This window comes from Leifsonia sp. NPDC056665 (assembly GCF_042791795.1).
GTDB lineage: Bacteria > Actinomycetota > Actinomycetes > Actinomycetales > Microbacteriaceae > Leifsonia.
On record NZ_JBHTXK010000002.1, the window covers coordinates 1 to 14,015 of the forward strand.

A 14,015-nucleotide genomic window follows, 5' to 3' on the forward strand; every position below is an offset into this window, starting at 1 on the left:
GGCCGGGCCGGGTTCTCACGCCCGGCGGGGGGGGGCGGCGGGCGGGGGGGGCGGGGCGGCCGCGCTTGTTGCGCGGCCGCACGGGGGCCTGAGGGGCCTGGGTGGTCGTCATTTCGACTTCTCGGACGCCTGACGCACGCTCTTCAGCGCATCTTCGGGGCTGAGGCTGCCGGAGACCAGGCCTTCGGAGGCCGCCACCCACGCGTCTCCCACGCTGGGGACGTTGGCCGTGTCGAGCCAGACCACGGTCGACTTCGCGTCGCCGACGAGCTTGGTTCCCTCGGCGACCGCGGACGACGCGATCTGCTCGGTCACCACGCCTTTGACGGCGCTCGGCTGACCGTAGGGCGCGGCCGAGAGCGTCGTCGCGTTCTTCTCGCTCGTCGCGAACTTCAGGAAGTCGAGCGCGAGGGCCGCGTTCTTGCTCTTCTTGTTGATCATGTAGCCCTCGGGCGCGGCCTCCAGGGTCGACGTGTCGCCCGCCGCGCCGTCGGCGGCCGGGAGCGCGAAGACGCCGAAGCCGTCCTTGGCGAGCTCGCTGTCCTTGGTGTTGACCGAGTCGAACTCGATGAGCTCCTGGTAGTACATCGCCGCCTTGCCGGTGGCCTGCTGCTGCTGGGCGGTCGTGTACGTGACGCCGTTGGAGTTGCTGCCGTCGCCGGTGCACGCGGTAACGAGCTGCTGGAACTGCTTCATGCCCTCCAGATAGCCCGGGTCGGTGTACTTCGCGGTCTTCGGCAGCAGGTCGGCCTGCAGTGTCTTCTGCGGCACGTCGTAGGCGAAGAGCTGGCCGAGGTAGTGGAGGCCGGGCCAACCGTCCTTGTTGCCGAACGCGATCGGCGTGTAGCCGGCGGCCTTGATGGTGGAGCAGTCCGACACGAGCTGCGAGAGGGTCTTCGGCACGGAGAGCCCGAGGTCGGAGAAGATCTTCTTGTTGTAGCCCATGAACTTGGCGTCGACGTAGAGCGGGACGCCGTAGAACTTGCCGTCGTACTTGAAGGCGTTCAGCGAGCCCTCGCCGAAGGTGTCGCCCCAGTTCGTCCCGGGCGCGATTACGGAGCTGAGGTCGGCCGCGAGGCCGTTGACCGCGAAGTTCTCTCCCCAGTTGCCCGCATAGCTGAAGTAGATGTCCGGTAGCGACTGCGAGCCGATCAGGACCTTCTCCTTGTCCTTGATCGCGTTGTCGTCGGTCTCCTGCGCGAGGGTGACCTTCACGCCCGGGTGGAGCTTCTGGTAGTCCTTCACCAGGTTCTCGAAGTACGAGCTCATCGGGTCGCCCGCTCCGGCGGTGAGGATGCTGAGGCTGCCGGAGAAGTCCGGCTTGGCCGAGATGTCTGCTGAACCGCCTGCGCCGGAGGAGCACGCGCTCAGCGCGAGTGCGAGCACGCCGGCCGCGGCTGCTGTGATGGTCCTGGTCTTCTTCACGCTGTACTCCCGTCGTCGGGGTGCGGCCGGATTCCGCCTAACCCGTCATTGGATCGGTTGGTTGCGATGACTATACGGGATTTTGGTACCGGTATCAACATTGCCCAAAGTTTGTGTACGTCGCCCCGTAGACGCGAATGGGGACGTGCGTGGCTCCCGACGCCGGAGCGGGCTTCAGCTGCGCCGGTCGGCCACGCTGTCGCGCTCGACGAAGGACGCCTGGAGCACGTGGGTCGCGAAGGGGGCGTCGTTGCCCGCGACACGTGCGAGCAGGCATTCGGCGGCCAGCTCGCCGAGCTGATGCATCGGCTGGGCGACCACGGACATCGGCGGCGTCATGACGCTGGCCCAGGAGCTGTCGTCGAACCCGATCAGGGAGATATCGTCCGGGCAGCGCAGGCCGCGCTGCCGGATGGCGCGCAGCGAGCCGGTGAGCGCGTCGGTCTCGGTCGCAAAGATCGCCGTCGGCGGGTCGCTGAGCGCCAGCATCCCGAGCACGGCCCGCGTCGCCTGCGGCTCGTTCTTGACCACGTGCGTGACCAGGCCGGTGTCGAACGGGATGCCCGCGAGCTCCAGCGCGTCGAGGTAGCCCAGCAGACGCTCGCCGTCCGACCACAGCGCGTGGTCGATGATCCGGCGCAAGTCGTCCGCGTCGGCTGCGGGCTCGTTGGTCACCGGACCCCAGACGAACGCGATCCGGCGGTGCCCATTCTCGATGAGCGAGGTGACCGCCGCCCGCGAGGCCTCACGGTTGTTGACGACGACGGCGTCCGCCTCCACCGTGTCGACGAGGCGGTCGAGCAGCACGAGCGGGATCTCCCTCTTCGCGACGATGTCGAGATGCGGGAGCGGATCGCGCCGGCCGGCCGCCGGCGCGAGGACGATGCCGTCAACCTGCTTGTCGACGAGCACATCGATCGCGGCCGCCTCCCGTTGCAGACTCTCGTCCGTGCTCAGCACGAGCACGTCGTAGTCGGCCTTCCGCGCGGCGTCCGTGAGGCCGCGCAGCACGCCGGCGAAGAACGGGTTGCCGACGTCGGCGAGCACCACACCCAGTGTGCGGGTCTCCCCCGTCGTCATGCTGCGCGCGATCGAGTTCGGCCGGTATCCGAGCTCGTTCGCCACGGCCAGTATCCGGTCACGGGTCTTCGGGCTCACCGAGCCGTAACCGCCCAGCGTGCGGGCGACCGTGGCCCGGCCGACCCCGGCCGCCGCCGCCACCTCCGAGATCGTCGGGGACGGCGTCCGCTCGTGCTCTGTGGACATCGCCACCCCTTCCTGATCCGGGGCGGCTCACGCCGTCACCCGGCGTCGCCGGCCGATCGCGTCACGGCTCCGGCCGCGTCCACTGCTCCGTCGATGGGGCGACCGTGTCCGAACGCCCCTTCGACGCCGCACTGCTGCGCCGCGAACTGCGCGGCCCGCCGCATGGATCGGTGCAGCGCCGCGCCGCCCGGCCGGGCATTCCTGCGCCACCCGGACCGGAGCAATTCAACCACGAACGCGCTCAGGTAGGCGTCGCCGCACCCCATGGTGTCGATGAGGGAGCCGGGTAAAGGCGCGGCGTCCGAGTAGTAGTACGCGTCGCCGTCGAACAGCACCGCGCCGCCCGCGCCCTGCGTGCCGAGCACGAGCGATGGGCCGTGCGAAGCTATGCGGCGCAGCTCGGACCAAGTCTCAGTCCGCGGCAGCGGACCCAGCGACACGAGCGCGAGGTCGATCCACGGGCCGACCGCGTCAAGATAGTCGGACGTCCGGTACTCGGGCTCGGAGGAGAAGTCGTACGAGCGAAGCGCTCGAGTGCCGCCGAGCTTCGGCAGCTCGGGGACGACCCCGGAGTACGCGCTGGAATGGATGAGGTGGAATCCTGCCGCGTAGCGCACGTCGTCGTCGTCCAGCACCAGCGGATCGCTGATCGTGACCCCGCCCTCGTTCCAGCCGAGGAAGCGCCGCTCGCCGTCGACCGTCTCGATCTCGGTCACGCCGTTCGGTCCGGGGCGCACCGGGGACCGCGAGGTGTTGACCCCGGACTCCTCGATCGCGCCCCGGACGAAGCGGCCGTGCTCATCGTCGCCAAAGACTCCCAGGTACGCCGCCTCGGCGCCGAGCCGCCGGGAGAAGACCGCGACATTGACGGCGTTCCCTCCCGGATACTCGACGCCCCGGTCGACGAAGCGGTCGACGATGTTGTCCCCGAGGCCGAGGACCCGCACTGTGCTCATCGCAGCCTCAGTACGCCACGACGCGGTAGTAGCGACGCAGGTCGAGCGAGTGGTCGCGCACTTGGGCGAGGTGCTTGCTGAACCGGTCGACGACCGCGTCGGCGACCATCGGCGCGAGCAGTCCGCGGAACTCGTCGCTCACGCCGGGCAGGTCGTAGTCCTTCGTGTCGATGACCGTCACGTCGTCGCTGTACTCCTTCGAAAAGGAGATCACGCGGTCGGTCAGGGGCCGGGTCTCGTCCTCGCCGGCGAACACGATGACGCTGGTGTCCTTCTCGATGAGCTCGAGGGAGCCATGGAAGAATTCGGCGGCGTGCACGCGCGTGGTGGTGAGCCACTGCATCTCCTCGAGGATGCACATCGAGTAGAGGTACGTGAATCCCCAGAGCTGGCCCGAGCCGGTCAGGAAGTGGTAGTCGGTCTCCGCGTGCTTCTCGGCGAACGCCTTCCCGACCTCGTCGGCCTGCTTCGTGACCGCGACCAGGGCGTCCGGGATGGCCTCGAGGTCCTCCACCAGCCGGTCATAGCCGTCGAACTCGCCGCGCAGCGAGAGGAGCTTGGCGCCGAAGGTGAGGAATTGCACGTCGAACGGCCACGCCTTGGGCGCGGAGAGGAGCACCTCGTCGACAGCGGAGGCGATCGGGCTGTCCGCTTGGCCGGTGAACCCGATTGTGAGCGCGCCCTTCTCGCGAGCGAACTCCACGCAGTCCAGGATGTCCTCCGTGGTTCCCGAGACGGAGGCGAAGATCGCGACGGAGTCGGGCCCGAACTGCGGGTCCGGCGCGAGCGCGAACTCCTTGCCGATCACGGCGCGCACCGGGAACGCCGAGCGCGTCTGGAAGAAGCGCTCGTACGGCAGTGCGGCGGCATAGGTGCCGCCCGCGCCGATGAAGTAGATGTTCTTCCAGCGGCCGGCGGCGACGCGCTCGGCGAGCGCCTCGATCTGCGGCCGGAGCGCGACGGTGCTCCGCACCTGCTCCAGGAACTCCTCTTCGTTGAAGCCCAGCATCTGTCTCCCTCCACCGAACCATTATTTGGTACCGGTATCAATGTGTCTCAATGCTGGCACATCGCGAGCGCAGAGGCAAGCGGCGGAGGCTCTGCACTCGCACCGTCGACCCGCGGGTCGGGGCGGGACAAACACGATCGTGGCGGCCTGGAGCACCTGAGCTCGATCTTCGGACGCCCGGCCTAACTCACCGATCGATCCACTTCTGCATCTTCTCCGGGTAGCGCGCCGTGGTGGTGTCGATGCGCGCCGACACAGCGTCGAGCTGCTCTCGCTCGTCTCCGCTGAGTTCGACGGAGGCCGCACCGACGTTCTCCTCGAGCCGGTGGACCTTCGTCGTCCCGGGGATGGGCACGACCCAGGGCCCTTGCGCCAGCAGCCAGGCGAGCGCGACCTGAGCGGGAGTGGCGTTCTTGCTTTCGGCGATGCGGGTCACCAGCTCGACCAGATCGGCGCCGGCCTGGCGGCTTTCGGCGGAGTAGCGGGGAAGGGTCGCACGCACATCGCCTGCGCCGAACGAGGTCGAGGCGTCGACGGCGCCGGTGAGCAGGCCCTTGCCGAGCGGGCTGAAGGGCACAAGGCCGATGCCCAGCTCCCGGAGCGTCGGCAGGATCTCCGCTTCGGGTTCACGCCACCAGAGCGAGTACTCGCTTTGCAGGGCGGCCACCGGCTGCACGGCGTGGGCGCGTCGGATCGTCGCGGCACCGGCCTCGGACAGGCCGAAGGTCGCGACCTTGCCCTCCGCGATCAGCTCCTTGACGGTTCCGGCGACGTCCTCGATCGGCACGTCGGGATCGACCCGGTGCTGGTAGAGGAGGTCGATGCGCTCCACGGCGAGCCGCTTCAACGACGCTTCCACGGTGCTCCGGATGTACTCCGGCGAGCTGTTGAGGCCGCTCTCGCGGGATCCGTCGAAGTCGAAGCCGAACTTGGTCGCGATCGCGACGCGATCCCGCACGGGCGCGAGGGCTCGCCCGACGAGTTCCTCGTTGGTGAACGGTCCATAGACCTGCGCGGTGTCGAAGAAGGTCACGCCGAGGTCGACCGCCGCGCGGATCACGTCGATGCCGCGGGCCTCATCGAGCTTGTCGGCGTAGCCGTGGTTGAGGCCCATGCAACCGAATCCGATCGCGGAGACGGCGAGGCCAGATCCGAGGGTGCGTGTCTGCATGCGCTCGCCCTCAGTCCTGGGAGGCCGGCTCGGCCGACACGGAGGCGAGTACCCCGACAGCGCTCATGGCTGCGGGCCAGCCGGCATAGAACGCGAGGTGGGTGATCGCCTCGGTGAGCTCGTCGGTGGTGAGTCCGTTGGCGAGCGCGCGGCGCAGGTGACCGACGAGCTGGGCGTCGCGACCGAGCGCGACCAGCGCGGCGACCGTGACCAGGCTGCGGTCGCGGGGCGACAGCTCCGGCCGCTCCCAGATGTCGGCGAAGAGGACATCGTCGGTGAGGTCGGCGAGCTTCGGCGCGTGCTGGCGGATGAGGTCGGGGGCTACGCGGGGGTTGTCTGCTGACATGGTCGTCCTAACGGTCAGGCGCGATCGCGGCTGTGCGCGGTCGTGCTGGTGGGTTCCTCCGCGGTGGCGCTGAGGCTGCCGAGGAGTGCGATGCGTTCTTCGGTGAAGGAGCCGGGCTCGGTCGTGTAGGCGTAGAGCATCCAGCCGGGCGTACCGGGTAGCTCCATCCCCTCGTACTCGAACTCGAGGTCTCCGACGTCCGGGTGGTGGATGCGTTTGCTCCCGGACCGGTGCGGCTTGACGTTGTGCGCGGCCCAGCGGATTCGGAAGGCGTCGCTGCGGGTGACGAGTTCGCCGATGAGGTCGGTGAGGTCCTTGTCGTGCGGGTGCTTTCCGGCCTCGGTCCGCATGGAGGCGACGATGCTGTCGGCGCCCTGCTCCCAGTCGGTGTAGAAGATCCGGGAGGCGGGGCTGAGGAAGGTGAAACGGGCGTTGTTGCCTCGGTTGGCCGGATCCGAGAAGAGCGGAGACATCAGGGCGTAGCCGATCGGGTTGGCGGCGATGAGGTCCTTGGTCCGGGTCCCGATGAAAGTCGGGCTGGCGGTGTTCGTATCGAGGAACCGCTGCAGGCTCGGCCGTACCTTCGTCGCCGCAGCCGCCCGGGGGCGGCGTCGGAGGGGTTCGGGGCCGGCGGCTCGGGCGAGGTCGTGCAGGTGGTCCGTCTCGGCCTCGTCGAATCGCAGCGCGGCCGCGAGCGCGTCGAGCACCTCGGCGGAGACGCCGGCGAGGTTGCCGCGCTCCATCTTCGCGTAGTAGTCGCTGCTCATCCCGGCGAGCATCGCGACCTCCTCCCGGCGCAGGCCCGGCACGCGACGCCGCCCGCCGCCGATGATCCCGGCCTCGTCGGGGGTCAGGCGGGCGCGGCGGGACCGGAGGAACTCGCTGACTTCCTCCCTGTTGTCCATGCCGCAACGCTACGACGCCGACCGGTATCGAGCGACTGACTGTCAGTACACGGATAAACCGTCACTCCCTCGCGGGAGAGAACGGAGGTGGACTGGAGGCATGACAGCGACCAGCGAACCATCCGTGCAGACCGTCACGCTCAACAACGGCACGAGGATGCCGATCCTCGGCTTCGGCGTCTTCCAGGTCGACGACGCCCAGACCCAGCAGGCCGTCGAGTCCGCCCTCGCCGCCGGGTACCGCTCCATCGACACCGCCGCCGCCTACGGCAACGAGGAAGCCGTCGGCGCCGCGATCGCCGCCAGCGGCATCCCGCGCGAAGACCTCTTCATCACCACCAAGCTCTGGATCCAGGACCAGCCCGCCGAGCAGAACACCGCACGCGCGTTCGACGACTCGGTCAGGAAGCTCGGGCTCGACTACGTCGACCTCTACCTGATCCACCAGCCCTTCGGCGACTACTACGGACAGTGGCGCGCCATGCAGAACCTCAACCGTGACGGCCGCGCCCGCGCCATCGGCGTGTCCAACTTCGCGCCAGACCAGCTCCTCGACCTCATCATCAACAACGAGATCGTCCCGGCCGTCAACCAGATCGAGACCCACCCGTTCCGGCAGAACGTCGACTACCAGGACCTCATGAAGGGTGAGGGCGTCCAGATCGAGTCCTGGGGTCCGTTCGCGGAAGGCAAGAACGGCCTGTTCACCAACGAGGTGCTCGCCGCCATCGGTGATGCCCACGGCACGTCCGTCGCCCAGGTGGTGCTGCGCTGGATGATCCAGCGCGAGGTCGTCGTCATCCCGAAGACCGTCAACCCCGACCGGATGGCGCAGAACATCGACGTGTTCGACTTCGAGCTCAGCGACGACGAGATGGCACGGATCGCCGGCCTCCACACGGGCGAGTCCCAGTTCTTCGACCACGCCGACCCCGACATGGTCCGCTGGCTGAGCGCACGCCGCCTCGGCTGAGCACCCGAACCCGACAACCCACGAAAGGAACACCCATGTCCCACCTCGTCGCCGTCGTCACCGGCGCCTCCTCCGGAATCGGCGAAGCCACCGCCCGCGCGCTCGCCGCCTCCGGCTACCGGGTCGCGCTGCTCGCACGCCGCGCGGATCGCATCGCCGCCCTCGCGGCGGAACTCGGAAACGGGTCGATCGCCATCCAAGCGGACGTCACCGACCGCGACCAGCTCGTCGCCGCCGCCGAACGCGTCAGGAACGAACTCGGACCGGCGAGCGTGCTGATCAACAACGCCGGCATCATGCTGCTCGGACCGTTCTCCGCCGACCAGCGCGAGGACTACCGGCGAATGATCGACGTCAACCTGCTCGGCGCAATCACCACCACCGAAGTCTTCCTCGACCAGCTCACCGCCGGCGCGGGCGACATCATCAACCTCTCCTCCGTCGCCGGACGCACCGCCCGCGCCGGCAACGGCGTGTACGCGGCCACCAAGTGGGGACTGAACGGATGGTCCGAGTCGCTGCGCCAAGAGCTCCTCCCGGATGTCCGGGTGACCCTGATCGAGCCCGGCGTCGTGGCCACCGAGCTCCCCACCCACATCACCCACGCGCAGACCAGCGCGGCGGTGAACGACGCGTACAGGCAGGCCACGGTCACCGCGGCCGACGTCGCCGAGGTCATCGTGTTCGCGCTCAGCCGTCCGCGCCACCTCGCGATCAACGAGATCCTGCTGCGGCCGTCGACGCAGGTGTGACCTACCTGCCAGCGACGCGCCTCCGTCTCGAAACGCATCCCAACGCGGAGGGCGTGGGATTCGAACCCACGAGACATTTCTGCCCACCAGTTTTCAAGACTGGCTCCATCGGCCACTCGGACAGCCCTCCAGCGCCGGCGTGCCGGCGTCGTTGAAGTCTACAGGGCGACACTTTCGGCCCGAATGTCGCTTATCGCGGCGTGAAAAGCGGAATTCGGCACGAATCCGGGTCGCTCAGCGCGGCTGTCGGCCGGTGATGATCACGTTCGCCAGGCCGGCGGCCAGCACGATGAGGGCCGACGCGACCGGGGCGAACATCGCCGCGTGCGTGCCGGCACTCTGGGCCAGCGCCCCCACGATCGCCGACGACGCCGACTGGCCGACGATCACGGCCGAGCCGAGGATCGTCATCACCGTCGCCGAGCGGCCGACCGGGCTGCGTTCGGCGCCGAAGCTGTACTGCGTCACGAGCGTGGGGCCGACGCCGAAGCCGGCGATGAGCAGCACCAGGACCATCCCGGGGAGCGTCGTCGCGAACGGGAGGGCGGCCGTCGACACCGCCAGGATGCCGGCGAACGTCAGCCAGCGCCAGCGCAGCGCGAACCGGAGCGGGAACCAGGCCACGCCGAGCGCGAGCGCGGCCGAACCGATGCCCATCACGCCGTAGACCAGTCCGGCCTGCTCCGGGTGGCCGAAGTCGGACAGGAACGATGTCAGCGCGGTGAGCATCGAGCCGAAGAACAGGCCCATCCCGAGCACGCCGACCGTGACCGCGATCAGGCCGGGGCGGAACAGCTCGCGCACCGGCGCCTGTCGCACCGGGAGGCCGTCCACCTCGGTCGGGCGGCCGGAGCCGGTGCGGTGCAGGGCGAACGCGGTGACGAAGAGCGCGGTGAGCACGGCGGCGCCGATGATCGGGGCGGCCGGGTTCAGTGTGGTCGCCAGGAGGCCGACGATGAACGGGCCGAAGACGAACACAACTTCGTCCGCGGCGGACTCGTACGCCATCGTCCCGTTGAGGACCGCGGCGTGCCGGTCGCCGGGGAGGCGGCTCGCGATGATGCCGACCAGGCGGCTGCGCGACATCGGCGACACCTGCGGGGCGGTGGCGCCGATCAGGAACGCGACCAGCAGCACGAGCGCGTCGGGCGCCGGGCTGAAGACCACCCACGCCATCGCCACCAGCACGACACTGTTCGCGATGCCGGCGGCGAGCACGACGCCGCGCTGGCCGATCCGGTCGGCGGCGGCGCCGATCAGCGGGCCGAAGATCGCGGTGCCGAGGCCGACCATTGCGGAGGTCAGGCCGCCGAGCGACAGCTCGCCGCGCGCCGAGACGACGAGGGTCAGCACGCCGACGACCATCATGGCGTACGGGAGCCGCGCCAGCAGCGCGACCGGGAAGTAGGAGAAACCGGCGGCGCGGACCAACGTGGTCGGGCGCTCCGGCTCGCGGGTCACCCCCGCGCGGGTCGTGTCTGATCGTGTCATGCCTGGCCTTCTGTCTTCACCGCGGCGGACCGCGGGCTTCAAGTGCCGCCTTGGTCCGCCGGGCGAGCCGGCGCGAGGTAGTTACACGATGGAACTGTGTGCGGAGGGACGACCTCCACTGCATTCAAGTGTGCACCACGGCGGTTCATTCCCGCCAGGCTCACTCGAGCGGGTCAGTCCTGGAACGGCTTCGAGCAGGTGACCTGCGCGGCCGTCTGGCCGTGCACGTCGGACGGCAGCTGCACGGACGAGCCGTCGCCGGCGGCCGCACTCGAGGTGTCGGTCGGAGCCGGCGCCGCAGGAGCCTGCGTGGCCGGGGTGGAGGGCGCCGCCGGGGCCTGCGTCGCCGCGCCGGGCGCCGCCTCCGAGCCGACGCCGGTGTCACCGGTCAGGGTGACCGGCTTGTCGTCCTGGAGCGCCGTCATCAGGGTGCTCGCGGCGTCCTTGGTCGGGGCCACTCCGTCGCCCTGGTAGTGGTTCGGGTACTGGACGAAGACGACCTTCGGGACGTCCACGTTCTTCAGCGCCATCGCCATCGAGGCGATGGTCGTCGGGTTGTTGAGGCTCTCCGACAGCGAGATGTTGCTCGTCGCCGCCTTGGCCAGCGCGTACACCCTCACCGGGTTCGCGAGCGTGTCGGCGCTCTTGATGGTGCGGACCAGCGACGAGAGGAACACCTGCTGGTTGCTGATCCGGCCGAGGTCCGAGCCGTCGCCGACGCCGTGCCGGGTGCGGAGGAAGGCCAGCGCAGGGGCGCCCTGGAGGGTGTTCTCGCCGGCCTTCACATCGAGGCCGGTGTACGGGTCCTTGATGTCGCCCGCGACGCAGACGTTCACGCCGCCGACCGCGTTGGACATCTCGATCACGCCGTCGAACTGGATCACGCCCGCGTACGGGATGTCGAGCCCCGTCAGCTTCTCGACCGTGAGGACCGTGCAGGCCAGTCCGCCGTAGCTGAGCGTGTTGTTGATCTTCTGGCTGCTCATCGCGTCGTAGCTGCCGCCCTTGCCGTCCGGGCACGACGGGATCGGCACGTACATGTCGCGGGGGAAGCTGACGACGGTGGCGTTCTTGTGGTCGGCCGACACATGCAGCAGCATCGTCACGTCGTTGAGGTTCTCGCCGCGGTCGCCGTAGCCCTTGTTGCCGCCGCCGGAGTCGGAGCCAGCGAGGAGGACGTTGAACGCGCCGTCCATCGCGCCGATGCCGGGCGTGACGACCTTGCCCTTCGCGTCCACAAGCTTGACCGCGGGCTTCAGGCTGGAGGCCACGTCGTACGTCGCATACGCCGCGACGCCGGCCGTGCTGATGCCCACGACGGCGAGCAGGCCGACGAGGAGGGCGGCGACGGTCTTGAACGGGTGATGCCGTTTGAGGCGTCCGTGCCGTGCCACGGTGGGGCCGGCCGACTTCTCCTGCGCTCGCGCCTGGGCGCGCGTGGGCATCTCGTTCATTCACTCCCTCTCGTCGGACGTCGTCAGGGCGGCGCCTGAGAAGGCACACACCATCCACAAGTCTGACACAGCCGGCTGGCAATGATCTGGGCGAAGAAATCCCTGTTCATCCGGCGATTCGGAGGCCATCCGCCGCCTCTGGGCGCGTTCAGACAGCCGCGCGACGCGCTCAGAGCGAGTCGAGCACCGCCGCGAGGCCGTCGTGCGCCACGGTCCCGGTGACCTCCGACGCGACGGCTTTGAGCTCGTCCGGCGCCTGCCCCATCGCGGCGCCGCGGCCCTCGGCCCCGGCCCACTCGAGCAGCTCGAGGTCGTTGCGGCCGTCGCCGATGGCCACCAGCCGGGCGGCCGGGATGTCGAGCGCGTGCCGCACCCGCTCCATCGCCGTCGCCTTGTTCACGCCGTCCGGCGAGATGTCGAGCCACGCGGTCCAGCCGATCGAGTAGCTCACCCGCTGGAGGCCCATCCGCTCGACGATCGCGAGGAACTGCTCCTCGTCGTGCTGCGGCGACACCACCACGACGCGGGTCGCGGGATGCTCGGTGAGCTCGTCGAACTCGACCTGCTCGGCGTTCACCAGCTCCCAGTCGGTCATGCCCTCGGTGTAGCGGCGGAACCCGGTCGGGTCCTCGACCATGAAGCTGCCGGAGGGCAGGTGCGGCCGGATGGTGCGCAGCACCTCGGTCGGGTCGAAGGTCTCGATGAACTCGCGGCGATAACCGCCTTCGACGGTTTCGTCCCGCATCATCGTCAGGGCGCCGTTGGCGCACACAACGAACCGGCTGGTCAGCCCGAATTTCTCGTGGATCGGCCGCGCGGTCTCCCAGCTTCGGCCGGTGGCCAGCATGACCTCGTGCCCGGCCTCCCGGACGCGCGTGACGGCCGCCAGCACGGCGTCGCCGATGGACTCGTCCTCGTGGATGAGGGTGCCGTCCACATCGAGCGCGATCAGCAGACGGTCGCTCCCGGCCACGGTGCTCACTGCGCGATCGGCTCCAGGACCTCGAGGCCGCCCAGGTAGGGCCGCAGCGCCTCCGGCACCAGCACCGATCCGTCGGCACGCTGGTGCGTCTCCAGGATGGCGACCAGCCAGCGGGTCGTCGCGAGCGTGCCGTTCAGCGTCGCGACCGGCGCGGTCTTGCCCGACTCGGTGCGGTAGCGGATCTCCAGGCGGCGGGCCTGGAACGTCGTGCAGTTGGAGGTCGACGTCAGCTCGCGATAGCGGCCCTGCGTCGGGATCCACGCCTCGACGTCGTACTTGCGCGCGGCGCTCGACCCGAGGTCGCCTGCCGCGGTGTCGATGACGCGGTAGCTGAGCCCGAGGGCCTGCATCATCTCCTCCTGCCAGCCGAGCAGGCGGGCGTGCTCGGCCTCCGCGTGCTCCGGGAGGGTGAAGACGAACATCTCCAGCTTGTTGAACTGGTGCACGCGGATGATGCCGCGGGTGTCCTTGCCCGCGGAGCCGGCCTCGCGCCGGTAGCAGGTGGACCAGCCGGCGTAGCGCAGCGGCTCGGTCACGTCGAGGATCTCGTCGGAGTGGTAGCCGGCGAGCGCGACCTCGCTGGTGCCGGTGAGGTAGAGGTCGTCGTCGGCCAGGTGGTAGACCTCGTCGGCGTGCGAGCCCAGGAAGCCGGTGCCCTGCATCACCTCCGGCTTCACCAGGGTGGGAGTGATCATCGGCACGAAGCCGTTCGTCACCGCCTTGTCGAGCGCCATGTTCATGAGCGCGATCTCCAGGCGCGCGCCGATGCCGCGCAGGAACGAGAACCGGGCTCCGGCGACCTTGGCGCCGCGGGCCATGTCGATCGCGCCGAGCAGTTCGCCGAGCTCCAGGTGGTCGCGCGGCTCGAAGTCGAACTCCGGGACGCCGCCAACCTCCTTGAGGACGATGAAGTCGTCCTCGCCGCCGCTCGGGACGCCGTCCACGATCGGGTTGCCGATGCGCTGCAGCACAGAGGAGAAGTGCGCCTCCGCGGTGTTGGCGGTCTGCTGCGCCTCCTTCACCCGGCCGGCGAGCGCCTGCGCCTGGGCGACGAGCGTCTGCTTCTGGTCCTTGGGCGCCCGGGCGACCTGCTTGCCGAACGCGTTCTGCTCGGCGCGCAGCTCCTCGAACGCGGTGATGGCGGCCCGGCGCTCGATGTCGGCCTGCAGGGCCTCGTCGACGAGCTGAACGGAGTCGCCGCGAGCCTCCTGGGAACGGCGGACGACATCGGGGCTCTCGCGCAGCAGGACGGGATCGATCACTGCCCCAGCTTATCGTCGTCCAG

13 protein-coding genes and 1 tRNA gene are annotated in these 14,015 nt (G+C 69.4%); 2 read left to right on the forward strand and 12 right to left on the reverse strand.

Annotated elements, in window-relative coordinates; all coding sequences use genetic code 11:
- Nucleotides 1-108: 108 nt before the first annotated feature.
- From ACFQ9V_RS02250 to ACFQ9V_RS02280, 7 genes are all read right to left on the reverse strand, one after another.
- Complete coding sequence (locus tag ACFQ9V_RS02250) at nucleotides 109-1,425, reverse strand: ABC transporter substrate-binding protein (RefSeq protein ID WP_382457555.1); 1,317 nt, start codon at nucleotides 1,423-1,425, stop codon at nucleotides 109-111.
- A 174-nt stretch (nucleotides 1,426-1,599) separates the two neighbouring features.
- On the reverse strand, nucleotides 1,600-2,691 hold the full coding sequence (locus tag ACFQ9V_RS02255) for a LacI family DNA-binding transcriptional regulator (RefSeq protein WP_382457556.1): 1,092 nt from the start codon (nucleotides 2,689-2,691) through the stop codon (nucleotides 1,600-1,602).
- A gap of 35 nt (nucleotides 2,692-2,726) precedes the next feature.
- Nucleotides 2,727-3,647, reverse strand: a complete 921-nt coding sequence (locus ACFQ9V_RS02260; protein ID WP_382457557.1) for a PfkB family carbohydrate kinase — start codon at nucleotides 3,645-3,647, stop codon at nucleotides 2,727-2,729.
- A 7-nt stretch (nucleotides 3,648-3,654) separates the two neighbouring features.
- Nucleotides 3,655-4,656 carry an SIS domain-containing protein gene (locus ACFQ9V_RS02265; RefSeq protein WP_382457558.1) on the reverse strand — a complete coding sequence of 334 codons (1,002 nt, stop codon included), beginning with the start codon at nucleotides 4,654-4,656 and terminating at the stop codon, nucleotides 3,655-3,657.
- Nucleotides 4,657-4,843: 187 nt separating this feature from the next.
- The gene (locus tag ACFQ9V_RS02270) at nucleotides 4,844-5,827 is read right to left on the reverse strand and encodes an aldo/keto reductase (RefSeq protein ID WP_382457559.1); all 984 of its coding nucleotides are present in this window, start codon (nucleotides 5,825-5,827) and stop codon (nucleotides 4,844-4,846) included.
- Nucleotides 5,828-5,837: 10 nt separating this feature from the next.
- Nucleotides 5,838-6,173 carry a carboxymuconolactone decarboxylase family protein gene (locus ACFQ9V_RS02275; RefSeq protein WP_382457560.1) on the reverse strand — a complete coding sequence of 112 codons (336 nt, stop codon included), beginning with the start codon at nucleotides 6,171-6,173 and terminating at the stop codon, nucleotides 5,838-5,840.
- Nucleotides 6,174-6,187: 14 nt separating this feature from the next.
- A complete protein-coding gene (locus ACFQ9V_RS02280) occupies nucleotides 6,188-7,078 on the reverse strand; it encodes a helix-turn-helix transcriptional regulator (protein WP_382457561.1) in 891 nt (296 codons plus the stop codon).
- A gap of 100 nt (nucleotides 7,079-7,178) precedes the next feature.
- Between ACFQ9V_RS02280 and ACFQ9V_RS02285 the strand changes: the two genes are divergently transcribed.
- Nucleotides 7,179-8,051, forward strand: coding sequence for an aldo/keto reductase (locus tag ACFQ9V_RS02285; RefSeq protein ID WP_382457562.1), 873 nt, complete (start codon nucleotides 7,179-7,181; stop codon nucleotides 8,049-8,051).
- A 35-nt stretch (nucleotides 8,052-8,086) separates the two neighbouring features.
- Complete coding sequence (locus ACFQ9V_RS02290; RefSeq protein ID WP_382457563.1) at nucleotides 8,087-8,803, forward strand: SDR family oxidoreductase; 717 nt, start codon at nucleotides 8,087-8,089, stop codon at nucleotides 8,801-8,803.
- Between the two features lie 45 nt (nucleotides 8,804-8,848).
- Here the strand turns inward: ACFQ9V_RS02290 and ACFQ9V_RS02295 are convergent.
- From ACFQ9V_RS02295 to serS, 5 genes are all read right to left on the reverse strand, one after another.
- Nucleotides 8,849-8,933: transfer RNA gene (locus tag ACFQ9V_RS02295), tRNA-Ser, on the reverse strand.
- 104 nt (nucleotides 8,934-9,037) lie between these two features.
- Entirely contained in the window at nucleotides 9,038-10,294 is a 1,257-nt protein-coding gene (locus ACFQ9V_RS02300) for an MFS transporter (RefSeq protein ID WP_382457564.1), read from the reverse strand.
- Nucleotides 10,295-10,467: 173 nt separating this feature from the next.
- Entirely contained in the window at nucleotides 10,468-11,748 is a 1,281-nt protein-coding gene (locus tag ACFQ9V_RS02305) for an LCP family protein (protein ID WP_382457565.1), read from the reverse strand.
- A gap of 169 nt (nucleotides 11,749-11,917) precedes the next feature.
- A complete protein-coding gene (locus tag ACFQ9V_RS02310) occupies nucleotides 11,918-12,730 on the reverse strand; it encodes an HAD family hydrolase (protein ID WP_382457566.1) in 813 nt (270 codons plus the stop codon).
- On the reverse strand, nucleotides 12,727-13,992 hold the full coding sequence (gene serS / locus ACFQ9V_RS02315; RefSeq protein ID WP_382457567.1) for a serine--tRNA ligase: 1,266 nt from the start codon (nucleotides 13,990-13,992) through the stop codon (nucleotides 12,727-12,729). Before serS ends, ACFQ9V_RS02310 begins: the two co-directional genes overlap by 4 nt.
- Nucleotides 13,993-14,015: the final 23 nt, after the last annotated feature.